Consider the following 22,433-nt stretch of genomic DNA (forward strand, 5'->3'; position numbering starts at 1 on the left):
CACTTTAATCGCTTGCATGAAGCGAGGCGAGCGCGCCGTACATGGATACGGCAGGAGCGGTCTTTCATCCGACGTCGTTCCGCTTTCGCTGGAACCGTTTTATTCGTTGCCCGGCATTCGAATTCATGAGGATATTCGCCGATGACCACGCCCGTCCTTGGGATCGATCCCGTGCCCACACGCACGCGGACCGATAACTTTTCTGCCGATGATTTCTGGAAGCTGATTGTCGACGATGTGTGGCTCGTGATCGCGATCGCGCTCCTGGTGACGGGCGCCGCGACGCTTTACGCGTTCGTCGCGACGCCGGTTTATTCATCCGATGCGCTCGTCAAGGTCGATTATCCAAATCCGAATGCTTTCGGCGTGAACGCACAGGCACAGCAGCAAGTGGTTCCGTCCACGCTGCCAACCGACGCGGAGATGCAGATCATCCAGAGCCGCGGCGTGCTTCTGCCGGTTATCAAGAAGTATCATCAGGACCAGTCGGTTACGCCGCGTCAGGTGCCGCTGATCGGACGTATCTCCGAGTTGTTCGCTACGCCGGGTCAACCCATGGCGCCCTTCCTCGGTCTCAAGTCGTTTGCCTGGGGCGGCGAGGTTGCGAACGTGAGCACGCTGGATGTGCCGCCGCGCCTGGAAAACAAGACGCTCGTTCTGCGCGTTCTATCGCAAGACGCTTATGAGCTCACCGATCCCGACGGCAATCCGATCCTGCATGGCGCAGTCGGACGGCTGATCAGCGCGGATGGCACGTCCATCCTCATAGACAAGCTGGTTGCGCGGCCCGGCACCGAGTTCAAGGTCGTGCGCTATAGCGACTATCAGGCAGTCGCGCGTTTCCTGAAGAGCCTGAAAGTCATGGAGTCGATGAAAGATTCCGGCGTCGTGCAAATCGTCTATGAGAACGACGACCCGAGACTCGCACAAGAAATTACGAACGCGATTGCACAGACTTATATTGCGGCGCACGTCGATCAACATCGTGAAGAAGCGAGCGTCACGCGCAACTTCATCATCGGCGAACTGCCGCGTCTCGAGCGCGAATTGCAGCGCACCGAAAGCGAATTGAGCGACTACCGCAAGTCTTCCAATTCGATGCAACCGGGCACCGAGGCGTCGTCATATCTTCAGGGCAGTATCGACATCGAACGGCAGATCGCCACCCTCACGATGCAGCGCGCTCAGGAGTCGAGCCGCTTCGTGCCGGGCTCACGCGAAGTGCGCACCATCGACGAGCAACTCGCCACGCTGAACGCGCAGAAACAGGCATTCGATAAACGCTTCGGGCAACTCCCTGTGTCGCAGCGCAAACTGATGGACCTCACGCGCGACGCGAAAGTCGCCGAAGACGTCTATGTCGCGATGCGTGAAAAGGCGAGCGAGCTTGCCGTCACGCGCGCGGGGACCATCGGCAATGTGCATCTCATCGATTCGGCCATCTATCCGACCGATCCTTCGAAGCCCAAGCGCATGCTCATCATGGCCGGCGGCGCGGCGGGCGGCGTGATCCTGGGCATTCTGTTCGTATTCTTCCGCGACCAGCTTTCGCGCAGCGTGAAGACGCCGCACCGGGTGGAGCACCGTTTGAGCTTGCCCGTGTTCGGCGCGGTCCACTTCAGCCCGATTCAGGCGCGTCTCGACCGCACATCGAAGCCATCGCTTCTGCCTGGCAAGAATCGCCTGCCATTCTTAACGAAAGATGCATCTCCACGCGTACTGAGCGACGACCCTGAAGCGGTGTCGAGCGCCGACCGGAGTCACGCGCTCTCGGCCTTCGGCACTCGCGACATGGCCGTGGAAGCGTTGCGCGCGGTGCATGCGTCGCTCATGCTGGACATCGCGCCCGCGCCGAACAAGGTGCTCGCGGTCGTGGGCGCGACGCCGGGAACGGGGAAGACATTCGTCGCGTCGAATCTGGCCGTGCTGCATGCACAGACCGGCAAGCGAACGCTTTTGATCGACGGCGACATGCGGCGCGGGCGCATCGCTTCGATCTTCGGACAGCACGGCGGCATTGGCTTTTCCGAAGTGCTCGCGAGCAAGGTGCACGTCGATGATGCGATCCGTCATCTCGATGTGCCGGGCCTTTCGTTGATGACGGCGGGCCGCTTCCCCGCCAATCCGTCGAAGATGCTTTCGACGCCGCGCCTCACGCTGATTCTCGACTACCTGCAGGCGCAGTTCGATCTCGTCATCATCGATACCCCGGCGGTGCTCGCCGTCAGCGATGCCAATCTGATCGCTGCGAACGCTGGGTCGTCGGTGATGGTGGTGCGTCCGGGTGCGCAGAGCGAAGACGAACTGCAGGAGGCCATCAAGCGCCTCGACCTGACCGGCGCGCGCATCGCGGGCGTGATCTTCAATGCGGTTCCGAAACGCCGCAGCGAGAGACGCACGTATGCTTACGCGAGCGCGTACATGTCGCATTCCGACATCGACGGGGAACACGCGCACCGCTCCGCCTGAACCGACCGTGGACCGCCGCATATCACGCGGCCGGCGGACTCGTGCCTCGAATCCGCCGACAACAGGGAAATCAATGTCTGTCACTTGCATGAAGCGCAAGCTGCCGCGCTCTACGCGGCACGCCAGTCGGATGCCACGCGTCACGTTAATTGCCGCCCGGTTGGCAATCATGGCCGCAGCCGGCCCGGCCTTCGCCCACGACGGACTGCAGTTGATGAACGCGCCAGGCGCACTCATCAGCGACGATGCGGGCAGCAAGCGCATCGATTTCAAAATCGAGAACGCAAGCGTGTCGGATGGAGATCAGGTCGTCGCGAAGCTCTATCGCTACGACGATAACGCCGAAATTTCGCAGCCGTCGATCGGGAGATATCGCGTCTTGCCGACAACGAGCAGCGGCGGCGCGCAGATATCGGTCAACGTGTCCCTGCCGGGCGCCGGTCTCTATGTGCTCGACACGCAAGTCGTATCGAAGGACGGTGTCGAGAAAGATTCGCTCAAGGTCAGTCTCGCCGCGCTCGCCTCGGGAAACGGCAGCTTCAGCGAGGCCGGCGTGCAGACTCATTTCGCACACCGAAAGGGTGTGCCCGCCATCGTGCTGCCGCTTGTCAAGCGAGCGGGCTTCACGTGGATTCGCGACGAGGTGTACTGGAGCGACATCGAGAAAACGCCGGGCCAGTTTCAACTTCCGCGCAACGACAACGAGTATGGCGGCTATGTCCGTCAGGCGGTGCGGATGAACCTGAAGCCGCTGATCGAACTCGACTTCGGAAACCGGCGCACTTACCCCGATCTCTTCAAAGGACCGCAAGGCTTTCCACAGACACAACAGGAGCGCGATCTCTTCGTGCGTTACGTCGAGAAAGTCGTCGGTTTCTATCGTGACTACGTCAAGACATGGGAAGTATGGAACGAGCCGGAATTTGCGAGCATCGGCTATGACAAGTACATCGCGCTGCTAAAGCCGGTTTATGGCGCGATCAAAAAACTGAGCCCCGACGCGAACGTCGTTTCGTGTGGCGGCGGCGGGGCCGGCGGCGGCCCCGGCGGCGATTGCATCGTGGCGATCGCGAAGGCAGGTGCGCTCGAGTATCAGGACGGCTTCAGCATTCATCCGTATATGTCGCCGTACGATCCCGATCTCGGCTACGCAGCGAAGGGTTCGCCGCTCGAGCGGGTCAATGTATCGAGCGTATGGCCGCATCTGCAGCGCACGGTGCAGGCTCATCCGAGACCGGACGTGGGACCGCTCAAGCTGTACATCACGGAGATCGGCTGGCCGTCGAGTCCGACGGACGCGGGTTTGTCGGAGCGCAAGCAGGCGGCCGCGGCGGCGCGCACGTTCCTGCTCTCGCGGCGCTTCGACACGATGCAGACGGTGATCTGGTATGACTTCGTCGACGACGGAGTCAACCCCGGCGACAAGGAATCCAACTTCGGCTTGCTGCGGCTCGATCTTTCGCCGAAGCCGGCTTATGTCGCCGCCGCGACGCTATTTCGCACCGTCGGCGCGCGCAAGTGGAATCGCGCGTTCGTCGATGACGCGACGACCAAGATCTATCAATACGGCGCCGACGATCGCGTGATCGCGGGCTGGAGAAGCGATGCCGATGCCGATCCGATCCTCACGCCGGCGCCCATTCCGCCGGGAAGATACACGCAGATCGACTGGCAGGGTTCGACCTCGACTGTCGAAGTCAAAGAAGGATTCAAGTGGAAACTCGGCGCATTGCCGAAGTATCTGGTTCCGGCAAAACAATGAAGCGATACGGACGCGAAGCGGCTGGAACACGCTCCGGCATACGGCGAGCCGGAGCGATTCATGCCGGCGCGCGCTTAAACCGGATTCGCCTTGACGAAGTTCTTGTAGGCCGTGTACGCCGACGTCTTGGTGACGCCATCGCCCTTCACGAGCCCGAAGGAGTCGTCGATTACCGCGTACATCATCACGGACTGGAGGTTGTACTTGTCCTTGACCGATTTATATTCGGTCAGGGCCTTGGTGACATACGCGGCTTGCTGATCCGCGGTGTCCGACGGACCGTGCCAGCCCCATTCCGTCAACCAGATCGGTACGCCGAACGAATCCTTCAGCGCCTGGAGCACGTCGAAGCACTGGTTGTTGATCCAGCCGCACACCACGTCGCCCGAGCTTTCGTACCAGTGGTAGCAGGTGAAGTCCCAGCGAATCGTCGCCGCGCCGCTCACGCCGTTCGCCGTGCCATTCGGCGTGATGCCGTTCCACAGCATCTGCAGCGCGCGGAAGGCCAGCGGAATGCCGACGTTGACGCCGACCTTGATCGTCGGATCGATGGCGCGGACACCGTCGACCATGCCGCGGATCACGCCACGATACGGAAGCCACGTCTTGGGGTCGTAGTTGCTGGTGAGGTTGCCGTTGCCGTTGACCCGCACCGGCACTTCGAGCTCGTTGCCGCACTCGATGTACTGCACCAGTCCCTTGAGATTCTGCGTGACGCCGGTCGCGAGGTTATAGCCGAGCGTATAGGCCGCCGACTCGCTGAGCGAAGTATTCCAGCCCACCGAGCTCGGATTGAGCACCGGCAGAATGGACACGCCGCTGTTTGCGAACGCGCCCGTCAGCGCGCGCGCGACGATGTTCGCCATGGCGGGCGTCGCAACGTCCGCGCGGTAGTTCGTCACGCCCAGATCCTTGAGGATCGCGAGCTGCGAGGCTGCCGTCATCGTGTTGTAGATGCTGCCGGCGCCCCAGGCCAGGTGACCGTTCATGCCGTAGAAGAGCGAGCCTGCGCTCTTCACGGTGCCGCGCGGATCGGTCGTGCCGAGGTTCGCCCAGGGATTGCCGTTCTTGTACCAGATACCTGCCGAGCTCTGCGCGTAGATCGCACCGTTGTAATACACGATGAGAACCAGCGCGACGGGCGAGCCGGTCATCACGCCCGTACCGTTGCGGGTCACGCGGCCGTTGACGAGCGTCCAGACGGTGCCCGAGCTATCGGTAATGGACGACGCCGGAGGAATGGCCGTTCCGCTTGCGGAGACGGCGGCTTTGCCTACGCCTGTCGGGCCCGTTTGAGCGTTTGCAACATCGCCCGCGGCGCCTTCGCCATCTCCTCCGCCGCCGCAGGCTGCCAGAGCGGCGCTGCCGGCGCTTGCCATCAGGAGAGACAGGAAGCTTCTGCGCGAAATCGGTGCATTACGGTCATCGATTTCGGACAACACTTGGTGCTGCTTTTTGGAAGGATGATGGTAGGACACGGGAAAAAGTTCACGTTGGACTAGGAGGAGCCGGAGTATAAATTCCGAAATCTTCCTCAAACGTTTCTGAATGTAACGAAAAGGGAAAAAGGTAAACGTCCGCTATATTCATATCGTAGGTAGAAAATCTTCCTTCATATGATTCTGAGATAGGAACAAACGTTCGCGTCGTGAAGAGCGGTGTCGGCTGAAAACATCGCGCTTTCAGGCTTCATGACACAGTCAAAATTACGTGGAACGAGAAAAAAACGGGCCTTTTGTCTTAACTCGATGAGCATGCCGAACTATTTTTTGCGTGCACTGCACCAATAGCTGCAAGTTATGCGCTATTCGATCTGACACGAAATGAATGATTTACTGATTTCCGCTTTTTATCAGACGAATTGATGAGTTTTATTTTGCACGATCGTTTGATCTTTAGTGCTTCGGGTTATGCGCCGAAATTCGAAAGCGCGCTTTTGAATCCGGCTTAAAGGCTGCAAATTGCGACGACTCCGTCCTCGTATATGATGGTTGTCATATATCGAGGGTTGTCATATCGACATTGGTCTTATGAATGACGACACGCCGTGCATTCGACGCGGCGACGCAAAGGCGTAAAGCTCACCCCGGCGGCGCGGTGAGTTGGCGTTCAACGCCGGCTGGCAGGATTACGAGACGAACGTCCGGATACGGCAGGACACGCTGCGGAGTGCGTGCCAAGATTCGGCTTTTCGGACGCTGCGTGGCGGCGTCCGGCACGGCTATGTCGATACAGAGGAACTCATGTATTCGAGGATCGTTTCCGTAATCTTCTACATGTTCTTTACCTGCGTGATTTTCAATCCGCGGGTCAATGGCTTTACGATCTATTTCTATCTTTTCGTCCCGTTTCTGGACCCGAAGTTTTTGCGTTTCCTGACCGCCACCGTGCGCAGTTGGAGTGGTCCGCTGATCGTCGCCGTGGCGGTCAGTCTTCTGGGCTCGCCAAGCGTCGCGATGCGCGTCGTATCCATTGCGATCTGCATTGGCTACCTGATGTACACGATGGGCGCCCGCATTTGCTATCTGCATCACTGGATGGCGATCAACGTCGCGTTCGCCATCGTGCAGTTCGCGATGTATTACGTCGACAGAGGTCTTGCAGCCCAACTCGGTCCGACGCTTCTCGCGCAGACCATATGGGGCCAATATGCAACGCGCACGTACTCGAACTACTACGAGATCTTCTACTTTGCGCGGGCTTCCGGATTCTCCCGGGAAGCAGGCTTCTTTTCCTCGTTGCTCGTTGCTTCGCTGATTGCTCACCTGCTGACCGAGAAGCTCAACAAAAAGCTCGTCGCGATGTATTGCGTCGGACTTTTTATCTGCTTCTCGAAGTCGTCGCTGATTCTGTTTATCTTCCTGGCGCTTTTTCCGCTTCGTCATAAGCTGCGCCTCGTCCATCCGCTCCTCATCTTCACGGCCTTCATGGTCGTGGTCGGTCTGGTCGGCGTTTATCTGGGCAGTCACACATTCTATGGATCGACGACGTTCGCGCACCGTCTCAACGGATACCCCTTCATGCTCGACGAAAAGTTCGAGGACCTGCTGCGCGGCGTGACTGCCGATGATGTGCGCGCGCGTTACATGTATATGCCGTCCTTCCGTCTTGTCGAAACGGAGATCGCTTCCGGCGTTCCGTTCGCCGGCCTCCCCGCGAGTATTGCGGAGATGGGATTGTTCAGCGCGCTGCTGCTGTTCGGAGTCGTCGCCTTCACCGCCAACGATGGCTTCGTCATGCTTCTGCTGCTCTTGCTCACGTCGACGGTCAGCATTACGACCGTGACATCGTTCGTGCCGATCGCGTACCTGATCATGTACTGGCCCAAGTTCGCGGCCTATCGCGCGAAACGCACATGGTTCATGCAGGAACGCTTCGCGCTGACACCGCTCGATAGCTTCGACTTCAGACGAACGAAACGTTTCCGCTTCGCCGGTGCGCCGTGGAAACGCAAGGTGCTCGTCGTGACGGGACCGGCACAGCGCTCGGGCAAGACATTCGTGGCCGCCAATCTGGCCGGCATCAACGCCGCCGGCGGCAAACGCGTGTTACTCATAGACGGCGACTTGCGACGTGGCCGGATCGCGTTCCTGTTCGCGCTCTCCGGTAGCGCGGGACTCGCGCAAGTCCTCGAAGGCAAAGCCGATGCCGACCGCGTGATCCGCTCCGTTGGCACCTCCGGGGTCTTCGACGTGATTCCCGCAGGCGAATTGCATGTCGATCCGATGCAATTGCTCTCCAATGGACGTCTGCCGCGAATGCTGCAACAACTGGCACTCCACTACGATCTCATCATCATCGATACGCCCGCGGTGTTCTCCGTCGATGATGCCTGCCTGATCGCGCCGCTTGGCGGGTCCACCGTGCTGGTCGCGCAGCCCGGCGCGCGCAGCCGCGACGAGCTCGAAGAGGCTGTGAAGCAACTCGACGGGACCGGCGCGAATATCGTCGGCGTCGTGTTCAACGCTATGCCGTCTCCCAGCGCGGAACGTCCGCGCGCCCAATCCGGCGGATATACGGCGAGACATCGGCGCCCTTCTATTCCTTTTTGAAGCGATGGGCATTGAAGCTTCAACTCGTCATCGCTAGCGGATCGATGCCGCTTTTTGCTTCGGATACCTATTCATCTGGAACCGAGGCGATATCGCTTCAATACCGCGCATTCACGTCTTCGTGACCGCCCGCGAGAACCGCCGCCTGTTCGACGAGTCGCGCGAGATCGGACTGTCGTTGCGTCGCTGTCTTCGCAAACGCGTGATGCAGATGCGTGCGGGCCGTCGATGTCACCACGCCGAGCGAATCGGCCACGGCCGCGAGTGATTCGCCGCGTCCCAGGCGGCCGACGATGCGCGCTTCGGCGGGCGTGAGGCCGTAGAGTTTCGACAGCATGTCTTCGGACGAAACCGCTTCGCGTTCGTGATCGCCGATGAGAATCAGCGCCGCATGCGCGCACTCCGTCACGAAGGGCCAGCCCGACTCGTTCGGCAGGCGCGCGACCAGCGCGTGCAGCGCGCGCCCGCCCGAAGGCCGCGTCAGCGCGATCGCGCCGCCGCGCGTCATGCCGGACGCCGCCGCGACGCGGGCGATCAGCGCATGCAGCTTCTGCGTGAGCCGCGCCGTGCTCGCGCACAGCAGGCCGGCGTGAGTCGAAAGACCATCGGCACGTTCGATCAGCCGGTAGGCAGCACGATTCACGAAGAGCGGATGCCCGCGCGCATCGACGATCAGAATCGCGTGACTCAGCACATCGAGCGCCGCGCTCGTGATGCGCTCTCGAGCGGCGACGGCATCGAGCCGCATCTGCATCTGCACCGCGCGCCTAAGATGCGGCGCGAGGAGACCGAGCGTCTGCAGATCGGCGTCATCGAGCGGGCGGCCGTTGACGGCGCGCGGCACCCCGAGCACGCCCGACACCGTATTCGTGCGCATAAAATTCACGACGGCGATGCTATGCACGTTCTGCGGACGCACCCAGTCCTGATAGAACTCGCTGCGTTCGAGCCGCGCGCGCGGCACGACGGCATCGGTGAGGATGGTGCCTTGCGAGAGCATCGTCACCGGCCAGAAGACCGGGTCGAGCCTGCCGAAATGCTGCTCGTAGCTCATGCGGAACGCCGGCTCGATGCCGATGAAATCGACCGCGCGCACATGCCCGTCGGGATGGCCGACCCAAAGATCCGCACGCATGCCGCCCAACACCGCCGCGATGCGCTCGAGCACCTCGGGCCACATTCGCGGGAGCATGCCGGCATCGTAGATCGCGCCAATGAGATCGGCGAGCTCCGCCGCCGGCATCATCGCGAGCAACCCGGTGCGGCGAATATGCCGTCCTGTTCGCTCGCGGGCGGCTGTCTCTCCTCCATGATCGTTCGCATCTTTCACCTCTTTCATGTAGTACGCGCGCGCTGCGGTTTCCCGAGGCGCAAGTGCATGAAGCGAGATCAGTTCCGCGTGCAATGCACGAAGCCCATTGCGCAGGGGAATTCGTGCGGACGGTCATGCGAAGGTTGTGGCGAAGCGCGTCGCGCGAGTGAACGTCGAGCTTTTCGTCGATGCGATATATACGTCCTTGCCGTACGTTACACCGGTGGCGAGCGATGCTTTCAAACACGTTAGTACATCACTTCGATAAAGTGAAAGAGATATACAGTTCTTTCAAATCGCTTAAGCCGCTCGTACTCGAAAGGTGTGAAAAACGCCTGAAGACGGTATGTGCACGGCAGGCCGACAAAAAGGATAGCTAACGTTCAAGCTGACATTTCAATTCGGCGTTCTGTAATCTTTGCGGTGGCCGTCGCGTCCTTCGTAGTCGAGGGTCGCGGGGTTGGTTTTGAAGAAGCTGAGGTAGAACGGCATCGTGAGCTGCGTTCCCGGCGGCACGATCGTCCAATAGCCTTTGGTCACGACATCGTACTTGCGCACTTCGCCGTTCTGCAGACATGCGACATAGAGATAGCCGCCCGGACCGAACACGAGCGCCTGAGTGGACGTGCGCTCGTCGCCCGAAACGTCGAGCGGAATGAAGTCGAGTTGCGGCTGCGGGCGTCGATAGATGCGGTCGTCGGCGCGCAGAATCAGGATGCGGTCGATGTCGGCGTCCACGTTGACGTTCTTGAAACTGGTGATGAACAAGTCGCCATTCGGCGCGAACGCGAGCCCTTCAGGCCGGTTCAGATGGTTGGCGTCCTTGCTGCAATCGGACGAATTGGACAGCACGGTGTCCTTGTACTTCAGCGTCACAGGGTCGAACCGCGCGACCTTGCCGCCGCACTGTGTCGTCAAGTACGCCAGCGTCACCCAAAGATATCCATCCGGTCCGAGCACGAGTCCGCGCGGCCGAAATTCGGCGCCAATCACGTCGGCGCCGGGATTCATGTCGTGGCGGAACATGGCCTTGCCATATTTGATGTCGAAGACGAGCAACTTGCCGTTGACGTCGCTGGCCGGGTCGCCCAGATCGGCGATGAACAGCCGCTTGCCATTGCCGCGTTGCTGCACGAGAAGAATGCCGCGCGGCGCGAGCGGCGCATTTGCGTCACCGCGCGATACGAGCGGCGTGCCGGGTTTGATGCCCGGTCCGTACTGGAGCACTTCTCCCTTGAACGGACGATTGGTGTTCTGATTCGCGACGATCATGCGGCCGTCGTCGAACAGGATGCCCGTCGGGCCCGCCAGTCCGCCGCTCGCGTCGGGCAACTGATAAAGAAGCCTGCCCGAGCGCGCATCGAAAAACTTGACGGTGGAGTGCTCCGGCGGCGTGGCTGGATCGCCCGGCCCAAAGACGCCGACCGCGAGCACATCGTCGACCGCGCCAAAATCGTTCCGCGCGTTGCGGTCGTCCGATCGTGCGTTCGTGGCCGACACAAGCGCCGCAAAGCATAGCGCCACGTTCATGAGCAACCGAATGCGATGCGGGTTCTTCTTCATCACAGGCTCCTGTTTTGTTTGGCGTGTCAGGCACCGCACTCGGACGATGCCTGCTTCGACGATACGTGCCGCAGACGCGCGGCACATCCACCAAACGATGTAGACCCGTGATCTCCGCTGTCTTTATCGACGGGGAGGGAAAATCTGCACCGGAATGGTGAGACACGCCGGAAGTCTGGACGATTTTTTCTTTCGTTATCCCGATCACCTCAACGATGCGACGACGCTTTTCACGACCGCCACACCTCCGCCCGCCTCCGCTGCAAGAAGCGCCGCACGGCCGGATCGCGTTCGAGTCCGATCGCGAGATCGTATGCGCCGAGCGCTTCGGCCGTCGCGCCGACGCGTGCAAGCAGATCGGCGCGTGCGGCCCAATAGGGCTGATAGTCGGCGAGGCGCGGATCGTCCGCATAGGGCTGGAGCGCATCGAGCGCCGGCTGCGGACCGTCGCGTTCCGCCACGGCGAGCGCGCGATTCACCGCGACGACAGGCGACGCCGCAATCGCGAACAGCGCATCGTAGAGTTGCACGATCTCGTCCCAGTTCGGACGACGCGTGCGGCAGCGGTGCACATGCGCCGATTGCAGCGCGGCTTCGAGCTGAAAGCGTTCGATTGCGTCGAATGTGTTCGCGCGCCGCAGCAGGGCATCGGCGGCATCGATCATCGGCGCGTTCCAGATCGCCGGATCCTGCGCCGAAAGCGGCACATAGTCGCCGGCCGCATCGCGTCGCGCATCGCAACGCGCCTGCGCATACAGCATCAGCGCGAGCAGACCGAGCGTCTCCGGTTCGTCGGGCAACAGTTCAACGAGCAGATGCGCCAGAAAAAGCGCCTCGCCGGTGAGATCGCGCCGCCCGCTGTCGCAGCCCGCCGGATCGGTCCAGCCTTCCGCATACGCCGCATACACGGCTTCCAGCACGGCGGCGAGCCGGCCGGGCAATTCCTCGCGCTCGGGCACGCTGAACGGAATGCCCGCTTCGCGGATCTTGTGCTTCGCCCGCACGAGGCGCTTGCTCATCGCGGCGGGCGACATCAGGAACGCCGACGCAATCGTCTTCGCTTCGAGTCCGAGCACCACCTGCAGCATGAGCGGCGTGCGAATCGCGGCTTCGAGCGCCGGATGCGTGCACGCGAACAGCAGCGCGAGGCGCCGGTCGGGCAGCGCGCCCGCTTCGCGCTCGTCGATCTCGTCGGCGAGGATCGCGAGCTGGTTGGTCACGTCGTCGCCGACACGGCGATGCCGCGCGCCGTCGATCGCCCGCCGGCGCGCGACCGTCATCAGCCACGCTTCGGGATTCGCGGGGCAGCCGCGCTCCGGCCAGTCGGCGAGCGCGGCGGCGAACGCATCGGCGAGCGCGTCCTCGGCTGCGGCGACGTCGCGCGTGCGCATCGCCAGCAGCGCGACGAGTTTGCCGTAGCTGCGGCGTGCGACCGCCTCGGCGATCGCACTCGCCGCGTCGCCCGGCGGCTGACTCATGCCGCCGATGGCGCGTCGTAAGGCGCCGTCCAGACCGGGCGCACTTCCATGAGACCGTGCGCCGCGCCGGGACAACGCGATGCCCACGCGATCGCCGCGTCCAGATCGGCCACGTCGATCAGGTAGTAGCCGGCAAGCTGCTCCTTGGAATCGGAATAGGGTCCGTCGAGCACCTGCGGCTTGCCGTCGACGAGCCGCACCGTCGTGGCCGTGCTCGTCGGTTGCAGGCGATTGGCGCCCGCCAGCACGTCCGCTTTTTTCAGCGACTCGGTGTACGCCTGATACGCGGCGACGCCCTGCTGCCGCTCGCTGTCCGACATCTGATTCCAGCCGTTTTCCTGCGAATAGATCATCAACAGATATTGCATTTGAGCCTCCGTCACGGGTTGAGGCGGGCGCATCGAAGCCGGCCGCCATCACGATGACGCGCGAGCCCTGCGCCGACGGACACGCGGCCGAAAAAAACGTTGCGGCTCAGCGTAACGCACATCGGCGCGCGCGACACGCTCAGAACAGGTGATGAATGCCCGCCAGCACGACCGTCTGCCGGTTCGACGACGACGGCCCGATCCCCAGCGTGTTCGCCACCGCGCCCGACGACGCCTGCTCGACCATCACGTCGGCGTAAAGCTGCGTGAGCTTCGAGAGCGCATAGACGTTGGCGATCGTCACCTGCGTCCAGCGCTCGCCGGCGAGCGTCGTGGTCCATGCGCCGACGCCGATCATGTACGCGGGCGTCACCTGAACATTCGCGCCGCCGTCGATCGTCCGATAATTCTCCGCCCTGCCCCGTTCCTCGATGCGCACCTGCGTGAGCAGCGCATGCAACTGCACGCGCCCGATCTGAAAGCTCCCGCCGATGCCCGCGTTCCTCACGCTGTCCGCGACGAACGGCGCGCCGCCCGTCAGCGCGATGCCCTCGAAGCTCGTCAGCCCGAGTCCGCCGGAAAGATTCACCGTGCGATCGTGGTACTCCGAGTAAGCCGCCGCGAGATTGAGCGGCCCGTAGCCGTACGTCGCGCCGAAGCTGATGGTGCGCCCCGTCGTGCTGCTCGACTGGTTGGTGAAACCGTACATCGCGCCGACCGTCACGCCCGCGATCGTCCGGCTGCGGAACTTGACCGTATTCGACAGCTCGACGGGCACCGTATTGCCCAGACCGTCGATATTGCCCGGATGAAACGCGGAGAAATCGCCGAGCGTCTGCGCCGTCGACAAAGGTCCGAGCATCTCGAAGTGAAAATCCGTCTGACGTCCGAGCGTGATCGTGCCGATGCGGCTCTCGCTCAGCCCGACATACGCCTGCCGGTTGAACAGCGTGCCCGCGCTCGACATCGCGCCGGTGATCGTCGAAAAGCCGGATTCGAGCTTGAACACCGTCTTCAGTCCGCCGCCCAGATCCTCGACGCCGGTGAGGCCCCAGCGATCGGCCTGCAGCGTGCCTTGCTGCGCGATGAACGCGCGCCCGCCGCGCAGATTGCTGACGTACCCGACGCCCGCGTCCAGACTGCCGTACAGCGTGACGCTGCTTTGCGCGTTGACGCCGCCCGCGACGAGCAGCATCGACAAGGCGAGCGCATTCCGACTCTTGTTCATAAGGGTCTCTCGTTCGATCGAAAGGATGAGCCGGCCGGACGCCGGCGAGGTTTCAGGCGGCCAGCGTCTGATAGAGAATCGCCGCGCCCGAGACGATGGCGAACGCCATCACGCTGATGCGCAACGCGCGCGCGTTGAGCCGCTGATGCACGTGCTGGCTGATCCACGCACCGGCGATCACCGGCGGGACCAGACACAGCGCCGACATGAACTTCGCGCTGGTGATCGTGCCCGTCACGCTCAGCATCGCGAGCGACAGCGCCTCGCCGATCGCGAAGCACAGCGCGATGGTCGAACGCAGCGCCGGCGCGCGATAGTGCTGGAAGACCATCGCGAGCGCGGGGCCGCCGATGCCCGTCGCGGTTTCGGTGATGCCCGTCACCGCGCCCGCCGCCATCAGCGCGTTGCGGCCCGGCTGGAAGCTCGGCGCGCACAACGTCGCGACGGCCGCCGCGATCGTCGATGCGCCGATAAACACGTTGAGATCGTGCGCCGAGATGCGCGAAATGATCCACACGCCCGCCACCGCGCCAGCCGTTCTGCCGACCGTGATCCAGAGCGTGCCTTTCGAATCCAGCGCGGGCCGCTCGCGCCAGGCGAGATACACGTTCAGCGGCAGCATCAGGATCAGCAGCGACACCGGCAGCAGTTCCGGTTCGATCAGACCGATCACGGGCGCGCAGATCAGCGCGAAGCCGACGCCGACCGCGCCCTGAATGAACGCGGCGATCGCAACGGTCGCGGCGAGAACGATGAAGACAGTCAGACTCACAAGCAAGCTCCTTCAGGCGATGGGCAGAAACGTTTCCGATGCGGCGTCGTGCACGCGCGGCGCGCTGTGAACGCGCTGGATCGGCGCGCGCGCGACGACTTCGCTCGCGATTGCGTCGACTTCGCGCAGGAAGGCGCGTGCGTCCCAGTCGAGCGGCCAGCCTTGCCAAAGACGCAGCTTGCCGGCGACGAACACGGCGTCGATCTGGCTGCGATTCGCGAGCCGCACGAGTTCCCACGTGAGATCCCACGATGGCCGCATCTCGGGCACGTCGAGATCGACGAGCAGGAAGTCCGCCGCCTTGCCCGGCGCGATCTCGCCGATGCGCGCGTCCAGGCGCAACGCGTTTGCGCCGCCGCGCAACGCGCGATCGAGCCACAGCTCGCCTCCGCCGCACGACGAATCGCCGGTCGCGAGGCCGAAGGCGAAACGCTGCGCGGTTTCGGCGGCGTCGATCAGGCGGAACGCGTCGCTGCGCGTGCCGTCCGTGCCGAGACCGAAGCGGATGCCGAGCGCGGCCATCTGCAACGCGGGCGCGACGGCATTGCCCTTCCACGAACTCGCGACCGGGTTGTAGCTCACGGCCGCGCCGGTTCCGGCCAGCAGGTTCAGCTCCGAAGGCGTGACGAGCGTTGCATGCGCGATCAGCGTCTGCGGCCCGAGCGCGCCCGCGTAATGCAGATGCTCGATCGGCCGCATCTTGCGTCGCACGATGGAGCGCTCGACCGCCGCGAGATGCTCGTTCGCATGCGTCTGAAACACCGCGCCCGCGTCGGCGCAGAGCGCGGCGGCCGTTTGCAGCATGCCGTCCGAGCCGGCTTCCGGCACCGAGACCGCGAGCGACGGATGCACCAGCGCATGCCCTTCCCAGCGCGCCAGATGCTGCTGCGCACGGACGACGATCGCGGCGCGCGCGCGGGCATCGATGTCGTCGGCGAGATCGTTGCAGATGAGACCGAGCACGCAACGCACGCCGATTTCCTGCGTGGCCGCGGCGATCGTCGAGGCATCGCCGGCGGCGCGCGTGCCCGCGTCGCAGACCGTCGTGAAGCCGCCGCGCAGCGCTTCGAGCGCGGCGAGCTTCGCGGACAGATACACGAGGTTTTCGTCGAGACAGTTTTCCAGCGGCACCCAGATCCGCCGATAAATCTCCGAAGGCTCGCCGAACGCGAGCGCCTTGCCGAACGATTGCGTCAGATGATGATGCGCATCGACGAAACCCGGCATCACGAGCTTCTCCGGCAGCGCGAGCGGGTTCAGATGCGGATGGCGCGCGATCACTTCATCGGCCGGGCCGACCGCCGTGAACGTGCCGTTCGACACGACCACGGCATGGTCGCGCTGCGGGCCGTCGGCGAGCAGCACGTAAGCGGGCAGGAGCAGAAGTTCGTCGTCTTGCAGACGGGCGGGCGCGAGGGAATCGTTCTTCATGATGGTTTTTTAGTGGCAGGAGCGGTTGTCGTTGACGGCGGCTTCGAGATGCGCGGCGGGATCGGCGGCATGGCGTTCGCGCCAGCTCAGGTTCAGATGCGCGAACAGCGCGTTCACGAGAACGGCGGTGAGCGCGCCCATCGCGAGGCCGTTGCCCAGCACGATCTGCAGGGCGGCCGGAAAGCGGCTGTACACGCCGGGAACGACGATCGGCAGCACGCCCATCGTGAGCGCCGCGGCGAGCGTGTACATGTTGGCGCGCGAGCGCAGCTCGACCTGACGCAGCAGATTGATGCCCATCACGCCGATGATCGAGAACACGATGAGCGCCGTGCCGCCCACGACCGGCGCGGGAATCGCGTTCGCGAGCCGGCCGAGCGGCGCGATGAGTGCGATGACGACGAGCAGCACGCCCGCCGCCGCCGTGACGAAGCGCGAGCGCACGCCCGTCGCCTGCACGATGCCGATGTTCTCGCTGCTCGTGATGATGAGCGACGTGCCGAACAGGCCGCCCAGCACGGACATCGCCGCATCGCCGCGGATGGTCTTCGGCACTTCGGTCTGCGGATCGATTTCCTTGCCGACCACTTCCGCGATCGCGACGGTCTGACCGGTGGCTTCGGCCATCGAGATCACGCTGAAAATGAGCAGCGGCAGCGCGGCGAGCACGTCGAAGCGCGGCATGCCGAACGGCAGCGGCGTGGGCAGCGTGAGAAGCGCGCCGCGCCAGACATCCGCGAAACTCATCAGCCCGAGCGCCCACGCGAGCGCCGCGCCCGCGAGCAGGCCGAGCAGCACGGCGAGTTGCCCGAGCATCCCCTTGAAGATCTTGGCGAAGAGCACCGTGAAGCCGACCGTCGCGAGCGCAAGCCCGATGCCGAGCGGGTTGCCGAACTCCGCCGTGCCCGGCATACCGACGATCACCACGCCGTAAATGCGGATCAGATTGACCGCGACGAGAATCAGCATCGTGCCGATCACGATACGCGGAAAGAAGCGCAGGCAGCGCGCGAAAACCGGTAGCAGCAGAAAGTAGAACACGCCCGTGAGAATGGTCGCGCCGGCGGCGGTCTGCAGATTCGTCTGCTGCGCGATGAGCACGAACAGCACGACCGGCGCGCCGCCCGGCACCATGATGAACGGCAGGCGCGCACCGAATTTGAGCGGCCCGAACGACTGCAACAGCGTGCCGAGCCCGCAGACGAGAAAGGTCGCGCTGATCAGATCGACGGTGAGCGCGGACGAAAGCCCGAGCGCCTTCGCCACCAGAAACACGGCCGTGATCGGCGAGGCCGCCACGACGAGGACATGCTGCAAACCGAACAGGATGAGCTTCGCGAGCGGCAGGCGCTCGTCGACTGCGTGAACCGGCGGATGGTGGGCCATGACGGACGACTCCGGTGGACGTTTATGGAATCCCAAATCGATTTGGGATTGCGACAAAAGAAATGGGCTTCTGCCCCAAATCGATTTGTGATCGTAGAATGGTGCATCGTTTTTTTGCTGTCAAGCAGGGGATTTCACCGAACCGCGCGGTGTTTGATCGGAGGAATCGACGTCGAATCGCCATGCGAAAATCCCGCATCGAAACGTGAGCACAACGACCATGCAAAGCCCGGCGCCGAACAAGCAGCGGCCCACTATCGCCGATGTGGCGCGCGCCGCGGGCGTCTCCACGACGACCGTCTCGCACGCGCTCAACGACAAGGGTTACGTCGATCCGCAAACACGCGAGCGCGTGAAGGAAACGGCGCGCGCGCTCGGCTATCGACCGAGCGTACGGGCGCAGCGGTTGCGCACGGGCGAGGCGCACACCATCGCACTGATTTCGTCGATGCCCTTCGAAATCGCGGGCGGCGCGTCGAGGCTCGGCTTTCTGATGGAAGTCGCCGCCGTCGCCGCCGCCGCCGCGCTCACGCGCGGGCTTGCGCTCGTGCTCGTGCCGCCGGTGATGGCGGGACGTCTGCCGCTCGAACAACTCGACATCGACGGCGCGATCGTCATCGAACCCACGATGGACGACGCCAACGTCGCGCATCTGCAGGATCGCGGCCTGCCGGTGGTCTGTCTCGGACGCCAGCCGGGCAACGATGCCGTTCCGTTCGTCGACATCCATTCGTCGGCGACCACGGCGTTGCTGCTGAACCATCTCCGCGAGCAGGGCTGCGGCAGGATCGCGCTGCTCATCGGCGCGCAGCAGCGCAATTCGTACATCGAAGCGCGCGCGAGCTACGAGCGCTTTTGCGCCGCGCACGGCATGACGCCCGTGATCGCGGTCGCCGACGAATCGGGCGGCGAGGACGCGGGACGCGACGCGTGCACTGCGTTGCTGCGCGATCACCCCGACGTGGACGGGCTGTGCGCGCTCGTCGATGCGTTCGCGGTCGGATCGGTGCAGGCGATCGCGCAGGCGGGCCAGCGCGTGCCGGAGGACATCAAGGTCGTCACCCGCTACGACGGCACGCGCGCGCGCAGTTGCCGGCCGCCGCTCACCGCCGTCGATCTGCATCTCGACGACATGGCGCTGCAAGCGGTCGAGTTGCTGTTCGCGCATCTCGCGAGCAAGGGCGGCGCGCAATCGGTCGTGCCGGCCTTGCCGAAACTCGTGATGCGCGGATCGTCGGCGTCAGGCGGCGGGGTCCGCATCGCTGATACCCGATGATCGCGGCCGGGATCCCGCCACGTCGAGTCTTCTCAGCCGCGCGGACTTCTTCGTCTGATGCTCGCCGATCCGGGCGATCACATCGCGAAGAAAACCCAGGGTCTCGACGATATGCGGTCCCTTGTTCAGCATGACGGACTCGGCGCGGCCGGCCATCGCCGCGTCGGTGACTTCCGCGCGCGATGCGAGGCCGCCTTTCGCCAGCGATTCGAGCACCTGCGTCGCCCAAATGACCGGTACGTGCGCGGCTTCGCATAGCCAGAGCATTTCCTCCTGCACTTCCGACAGCCGTTCGAAACCCACCTCCACGCCCAGGTCGCCACGCGCGATCATGACGGCGAGCTTCGGATGGCGCATCGCGCTCAAAAGCAGTTCGGGCAGATTGCCGAACGCGGTGCGCTTTTCGATCTTGAGCACGATTCCGAGCTTCGCCGCGCCGAGCCGGTCGATCTCGCGCAACAGGTCGTCCACGTCGCCCGGATACTGCACGAACGACATCGCCACCGCGTCCGCGTACTCCGCGACCTGCTCCAGATGTTCGATGTCCTCGCGCGTCAGCGCGGGAAGCCGCAGTTCCGATTCGGGCAAGTTGATGCCCTTTCCCGCCCTGAGCTTCGTCTTGCTCGCACCCTGGATCTTCACTCGAAACCGGTCGTCGCCGACGGCGGAGATTTCGCCGCGAATCTTGCCGTCGTCGAACAGGACCGGCTGGCCGGCCCGCACGCTGGCAAAAACTTCGGACACCGCGCACGAAATCGACGCGGGATGCGACTGGCCGCTTTCGTCGCGCGTTGCGTGGCGGCCGGGCGCGTCGCCGCGCACCACATCCAGCGTGTCGCCGGCATCGAGTTCGAGAAAGCCGTCGAGCGCCGGCAAGTCGCCTACTCTTGCCTTCGCGATCGTCGAACCGTCGCGCCGGAGTTTGAGCACGGTTCCGGGCACGACGTACGCGGTCCGGTCCATTTCGCAGAGACATTCGCCGCCGCGTGTCGTACGCACCTCGAGCGTTCGCTTGCGGCCTCGGGCATCGACGAAGCGAATCGTGTCGCCGGCGCTTGCCTTTTCGATGAACGCGCCGCCGACCGGAATCGCCGCACCGGTGTCTTTTGCATCGCGCGTCTGCGCGACGAATCGCACTTGCGCGGCGCGCGTGACGCGTCCCAACGCATCGCGCGACGGACGACATTTGACGACCGCCGGTCCCGCTTCGATCGGCCCGGTGCGAAGTTTCGGCCCGGCGAGTTCGCACGAAATCAGGCAGCGTTTCTCTCGGTCGCGATCGGCGTGACGCAACTGCGTCGCCATGCGCCGCCAGGTATCGGGCGTATCGTGCGCGCAATTGATGCGCATGATGTCCATGCCGGCGTCGATCAGGCTTTGAATCAGTTCGGGGTCGTCGGCGGCGTCGCCGGGCATCGTCACCATGATGCGGGTTCTGCATGCTTGCGGCGGCGGGCCGAGCACGTCGTCGGCGTGGCGGGCGAGAAGCGTCGCGCCCGAATCGAAAGAAACCGGCCCGGGTTGCAAGACATCGTCGGGAACCGGTTCGCCCAGCAAGGTGTGGAGCACCCGCAGCACCGCGTTCAGCGACGCCATCACATGCGCTTCCATTCGTCCCAGCGAGCTGAGTCCAATGCACGCCAGTTCCTCTTGAAGGGCGCGCACATCGTGCCGTCGCACGGCGAGGTAATGCACGAGATTGATCGCGCTCATGCGCCTGTCGGATGGCACCTGCGCGATTTCGGCAGCGAATTCCTGTTCGGCGGCGCGGGCATCGTGCCGCAGTTGTTCCACGCCGACGCGCGCGCGCCGGAGCTGTTCGGTCCACGAAGTATCGGCTTGCATCATGTTCGCGCTGCGCGATCAGGAAAGCACATAAAACAGCCCGCCGGCCAGCAGGATCGTGACTGGCAGCGTGACGAGCCACGTCAATCCGATGCGAACGAGCACGCCGCCCTGAACGCCTTGTCCGCTTGCGGCCATCGTTCCCGCGATGCCCGAGGTGATGATATGCGTCGTGCTGACAGGCAGTCCCGTCAGGCCCGCCGTCCCGATCAGCACGGAGCCGACGAGTTCCGAACTCGCGCCTTGTCCCGGCGTCATGTGCTCGCGCCCCAGCCGCTCGCCCAGTGTGCGGACCACACGCCGATAACCGACCATCGTGCCGACGCCGAGACACACCGCGCTCAGCACGCGCACCCACCACGGCGCATATTCGACCGGCCCGCTCATTTCCTTGAGCAACGACGAAGCCTGCTTGCGCTGCGGTTCGGGCACACCCTTTTGCTCGCTGACGTATTTCATTTCCGAGGCCACGTCGTACACGTAGCCGCGCAATTGCGCCCGCGTCGCGCGTTCGTCGCCCTGGTTCTGGTTCTGATTCTGCTGATGGGAATCGAGCGCGTTGGCTTCGCGCTGCAGGTCCGGCTGTCCGCGCTGAAGCGCCTGCGCCGCCTTGAGCCCCTGCGCCTTCACATCGTCGCCGTATTGGGAGATCAGCGGTATCGCTTGCGCGCCGTACTCGCTCAACCGCTTCATCGCTCCGGTCGCCTGGGGATTGAGCGCGTACGTCGCCGGCAGCAGGCCGATGATCGTGAGCATGATGAGACCGATGCTCTTCTGTCCGTCGTTGGTGCCGTGCGACACGCTGACCGTCGTGCATGTCGTGATCAGGAGCGCGCGCAGCCACCACACCGGCGCCTTACCATCGCGCGGCGGTTCGAGCAGATGGCCACGTCGCACGATCTTGCGCAGAATCCAGTAAAGGCCGCCCGCGATGACGAATCCCAGCAACGGAGAAATCGCCAGCGCCTTCAGCACGCTGATGATCTGATGCCAGTCGACGCCCTGCGCAAGATCGCGCGACTTGCGCAGCGCGTCCGACGCCGCCACGCCGATCAACGATCCGATCACACAATGCGAACTGCTGTTCGGGATCGCGAAGAACCACGTCAGGACGTTCCAGAGCAGCGCCGATGCGAAGATCGACACGAGCATCGGGACCGCGGGCGAGCCATCGGGCGGCGTCAGTACGTCGGGCGGCAGAATCCTGACGAGCGCGAATGCCACCGATATCCCGCCGATGAGAACCCCCGCAAGGTTCATGACGCCCGACCAGACGACCGCGGGCACCGGCTTGAGCGAATTCGTATAGATGACGGTCGCGACCGCGTTCGAGGAATCGTGGAATCCGTTGCTCGCCTCGAAAGCGAGCACCATGATCAGGCACACGATCAGTAAGGCGATGACGATCGTCGATGAAGGAGCGAAGTGAGCGAGCATGGACGCGTTCCGAAGACGCCACGGCGGTGGCTGCCCCCACATCGCGCCAGTTAC

15 protein-coding genes are annotated in these 22,433 nt (G+C 63.6%); 4 read left to right on the forward strand and 11 right to left on the reverse strand.

What is annotated here, in order from left to right; translation table 11 throughout:
* The first annotated feature begins 141 nt into the window (after positions 1-141).
* Positions 142-2,469, forward strand: coding sequence for a polysaccharide biosynthesis tyrosine autokinase (locus NOV72_RS26355; protein WP_106857477.1), 2,328 nt, complete (start codon positions 142-144; stop codon positions 2,467-2,469).
* A 169-nt stretch (positions 2,470-2,638) separates the two neighbouring features.
* Positions 2,639-4,231 (forward strand): glycoside hydrolase 5 family protein, encoded by a 1,593-nt coding sequence (locus tag NOV72_RS26360; protein ID WP_106857478.1) that lies wholly within the window; start codon positions 2,639-2,641, stop codon positions 4,229-4,231.
* A gap of 74 nt (positions 4,232-4,305) precedes the next feature.
* Here the strand turns inward: NOV72_RS26360 and NOV72_RS26365 are convergent, their stop codons facing one another.
* Positions 4,306-5,409 carry a glycosyl hydrolase gene (locus NOV72_RS26365; protein ID WP_245933159.1) on the reverse strand — a complete coding sequence of 368 codons (1,104 nt, stop codon included), beginning with the start codon at positions 5,407-5,409 and terminating at the stop codon, positions 4,306-4,308.
* Positions 5,410-6,333: 924 nt separating this feature from the next.
* Here NOV72_RS26365 and NOV72_RS32450 point away from each other — a divergent pair.
* The gene (locus NOV72_RS32450) at positions 6,334-8,283 is read left to right on the forward strand and encodes a CpsD/CapB family tyrosine-protein kinase (protein WP_181291160.1); all 1,950 of its coding nucleotides are present in this window, start codon (positions 6,334-6,336) and stop codon (positions 8,281-8,283) included.
* 97 nt (positions 8,284-8,380) lie between these two features.
* Here the strand turns inward: NOV72_RS32450 and NOV72_RS26375 are convergent, their stop codons facing one another.
* From NOV72_RS26375 to NOV72_RS26410, 8 genes are all read right to left on the reverse strand, one after another.
* Positions 8,381-9,622: a helix-turn-helix transcriptional regulator gene (locus tag NOV72_RS26375; RefSeq protein ID WP_146150050.1), complete on the reverse strand. Its 1,242-nt coding sequence runs from the start codon at positions 9,620-9,622 to the stop codon at positions 8,381-8,383.
* 369 nt (positions 9,623-9,991) lie between these two features.
* On the reverse strand, positions 9,992-11,158 hold the full coding sequence (locus NOV72_RS26380; RefSeq protein ID WP_106857481.1) for an NHL repeat-containing protein: 1,167 nt from the start codon (positions 11,156-11,158) through the stop codon (positions 9,992-9,994).
* A 230-nt stretch (positions 11,159-11,388) separates the two neighbouring features.
* A complete protein-coding gene (locus tag NOV72_RS26385) occupies positions 11,389-12,636 on the reverse strand; it encodes an RNA polymerase sigma factor (RefSeq protein ID WP_106857482.1) in 1,248 nt (415 codons plus the stop codon).
* Positions 12,633-13,004 carry a YciI family protein gene (locus tag NOV72_RS26390; protein WP_106857483.1) on the reverse strand — a complete coding sequence of 124 codons (372 nt, stop codon included), beginning with the start codon at positions 13,002-13,004 and terminating at the stop codon, positions 12,633-12,635. Before NOV72_RS26390 ends, NOV72_RS26385 begins: the two co-directional genes overlap by 4 nt.
* 139 nt (positions 13,005-13,143) lie before the next feature.
* On the reverse strand, positions 13,144-14,232 hold the full coding sequence (locus NOV72_RS26395; protein ID WP_106857484.1) for a porin: 1,089 nt from the start codon (positions 14,230-14,232) through the stop codon (positions 13,144-13,146).
* Between the two features lie 52 nt (positions 14,233-14,284).
* Entirely contained in the window at positions 14,285-15,004 is a 720-nt protein-coding gene (locus NOV72_RS26400) for a sulfite exporter TauE/SafE family protein (RefSeq protein ID WP_106857485.1), read from the reverse strand.
* Positions 15,005-15,016: 12 nt separating this feature from the next.
* Entirely contained in the window at positions 15,017-16,435 is a 1,419-nt protein-coding gene (locus NOV72_RS26405) for an amidohydrolase family protein (protein ID WP_106857486.1), read from the reverse strand.
* Positions 16,436-16,444: 9 nt separating this feature from the next.
* Positions 16,445-17,821, reverse strand: coding sequence for a uracil-xanthine permease family protein (locus tag NOV72_RS26410; RefSeq protein WP_106857487.1), 1,377 nt, complete (start codon positions 17,819-17,821; stop codon positions 16,445-16,447).
* 205 nt (positions 17,822-18,026) lie between these two features.
* Here NOV72_RS26410 and NOV72_RS26415 point away from each other — a divergent pair, with 205 nt between their 5' ends.
* Positions 18,027-19,097, forward strand: coding sequence for a LacI family DNA-binding transcriptional regulator (locus NOV72_RS26415; protein ID WP_245933160.1), 1,071 nt, complete (start codon positions 18,027-18,029; stop codon positions 19,095-19,097).
* Here NOV72_RS26415 and NOV72_RS26420 read toward each other — a convergent pair.
* Both NOV72_RS26420 and NOV72_RS26425 read right to left on the reverse strand, forming a co-directional pair.
* The gene (locus NOV72_RS26420) at positions 19,062-20,945 is read right to left on the reverse strand and encodes a pyruvate kinase (RefSeq protein WP_106857489.1); all 1,884 of its coding nucleotides are present in this window, start codon (positions 20,943-20,945) and stop codon (positions 19,062-19,064) included. The genes NOV72_RS26415 and NOV72_RS26420 overlap by 36 nt on opposite strands.
* Positions 20,946-20,960: 15 nt before the next feature.
* Positions 20,961-22,379, reverse strand: a complete 1,419-nt coding sequence (locus NOV72_RS26425; RefSeq protein WP_106857490.1) for an inorganic phosphate transporter — start codon at positions 22,377-22,379, stop codon at positions 20,961-20,963.
* Positions 22,380-22,433 lie beyond the last annotated feature (54 nt).

This window comes from Caballeronia novacaledonica (assembly GCF_900258035.1).
Lineage (GTDB): Bacteria > Pseudomonadota > Gammaproteobacteria > Burkholderiales > Burkholderiaceae > Caballeronia > Caballeronia novacaledonica.

Excerpts from the sequence above, each read along its gene's own strand:
- NOV72_RS26355 (WP_106857477.1), top strand. The coding sequence starts at position 142 with ATGACCACGCCCGTCCTTGGGATCGATCCCGTGCCCACACGCACGCGG.
- NOV72_RS26360 (WP_106857478.1), top strand. The coding sequence starts at position 2,639 with ATGGCCGCAGCCGGCCCGGCCTTCGCCCACGACGGACTGCAGTTGATG.
- NOV72_RS26375 (WP_146150050.1), bottom strand. The coding sequence starts at position 9,622 with ATGAAAGAGGTGAAAGATGCGAACGATCATGGAGGAGAGACAGCCGCC.
- NOV72_RS26380 (WP_106857481.1), bottom strand. The coding sequence starts at position 11,158 with ATGAAGAAGAACCCGCATCGCATTCGGTTGCTCATGAACGTGGCGCTA.
- NOV72_RS26385 (WP_106857482.1), bottom strand. The coding sequence starts at position 12,636 with ATGAGTCAGCCGCCGGGCGACGCGGCGAGTGCGATCGCCGAGGCGGTC.
- NOV72_RS26390 (WP_106857483.1), bottom strand. The coding sequence starts at position 13,004 with ATGCAATATCTGTTGATGATCTATTCGCAGGAAAACGGCTGGAATCAG.
- NOV72_RS26395 (WP_106857484.1), bottom strand. The coding sequence starts at position 14,232 with ATGAACAAGAGTCGGAATGCGCTCGCCTTGTCGATGCTGCTCGTCGCG.
- NOV72_RS26405 (WP_106857486.1), bottom strand. The coding sequence starts at position 16,435 with ATGAAGAACGATTCCCTCGCGCCCGCCCGTCTGCAAGACGACGAACTT.
- NOV72_RS26410 (WP_106857487.1), bottom strand. The coding sequence starts at position 17,821 with ATGGCCCACCATCCGCCGGTTCACGCAGTCGACGAGCGCCTGCCGCTC.
- NOV72_RS26420 (WP_106857489.1), bottom strand. The coding sequence starts at position 20,945 with ATGATGCAAGCCGATACTTCGTGGACCGAACAGCTCCGGCGCGCGCGC.
- NOV72_RS26425 (WP_106857490.1), bottom strand. The coding sequence starts at position 22,379 with ATGCTCGCTCACTTCGCTCCTTCATCGACGATCGTCATCGCCTTACTG.